Origin of the sequence: Mycobacterium sp. SMC-15 (assembly GCF_045310925.1) — a bacterium.
Taxonomy (GTDB): Bacteria; Actinomycetota; Actinomycetes; order Mycobacteriales; family Mycobacteriaceae; genus Mycobacterium.
The window spans coordinates 1-1,276 of sequence record NZ_JBJIAJ010000034.1; the positions used below are offsets into that span (position 1 = coordinate 1).

Annotated in this window: 1 protein-coding gene; it reads left to right on the top strand. The window is 63.6% G+C overall.

Translation table 11 applies throughout. The annotated features are described in order from the left end of the window. Positions 1 to 47 precede the first annotated feature (47 nt). Positions 48 to 1,247, top strand: coding sequence for an IS30 family transposase (locus ACJH71_RS22260; RefSeq protein ID WP_406760149.1), 1,200 nt, complete (start codon positions 48 to 50; stop codon positions 1,245 to 1,247). The last annotated feature ends 29 nt before the right edge of the window (positions 1,248 to 1,276 follow it).

The window sequence follows — 1,276 nt, forward strand, 5'->3', positions numbered from 1 at the left end:
GGCAGATTCATACGGTCAGTGCAACATCCATTGATCTGGGGGTTGTCATGCCGAGTGGGTATCCGCATTCGTTGGCGACGCGGCGGGAGTTGTTCGACCGCGTATGTCAGGGAGCTCCGTTGATCCGAACGGCGCGGGAGATGGGCGTGTCGACGACCTCGGCTTGGGTGTGGTGGCGTGACGCTGGAGCGATGAAGTTACTGATGGGCAGTGGGGATCGGGGCCTGGCCGATCCTGGTGATCTGAACGGGTCCGGTGGCCGTGGGCATCGGCTGTGCTTCGGTGAACGGGTCGAGATCATGCGAGGTCTCGACCGTGGTCTTAGCCAAGTCGAGATCGCCCGGGAGCTCGAGCGCGATCGGTCGGTTATCAGCCGTGAGATCAGTCGAAACCGCAACCCCGACGGGGATTACCACGCCAGGATGGCGCATGCCCGAGCCACCAAGAATGCCAAGCGTCCCAAAGGATTCAAGCTCGACGACCCGAGATTGTGCGATCAGGTCACTACCTGGATGGATGACGGGTGGAGTCCGAAGCTGATCGCCGAGGTATTGGCCCGCGATCACCCTGATGACAGGCTGGCGCAGGTGAGCCACGAAACGATCTACAAGTGCCTCTACGTGCAGGGCCGCGGCCAACTGCGCGCCGATCTGCACAAGCAGTTGTCGACCAAACGCAGCACCCGCAGATCCCGCACTGGCTCCACACGGGGCCCCGGCACATTTACCAGCGCTTTCACCATCAGTCAGCGACCCGCCGAAGCCGCCGACCGCGCCGTACCCGGGCACTGGGAGGGGGATCTGATCCTCGGTGCCGGCAACGGTTCGGCGATCGGCACCCTCGTCGAACGCAGCACCCGGTTCACGATCCTGCTGCACCTGCCTGACGATCACACGGCCGAGTCGGTGGCCACCGCGATGATCGAGGCGATGAGCGAGTTGCCGGCTCATCTGCGGCGCACCATCACATGGGACAGAGGCAGCGAGATGGCCCGCTGGCGCGACATCGAACTGCAGCTACAGGCCCCGGTCTACTTCTGCGACCCACACTCGCCGTGGCAACGCGGCTCCAACGAGAACACCAACCGACTGCTGCGGTTCTGGTTCGACAAGGGCACCGACCTGCGGGTGCACACCAAAGCCGACCTCAAACGCATCCAAGACAAACTCAACACCAGGCCGCGCCCCACCCTGGATCTCGATACCCCGGCCCAACGCCTAGCCGCCCTCCTCGATCAAGCCGCCTAGCGGCGTTGCACTAGCCACTTGACTTTGAG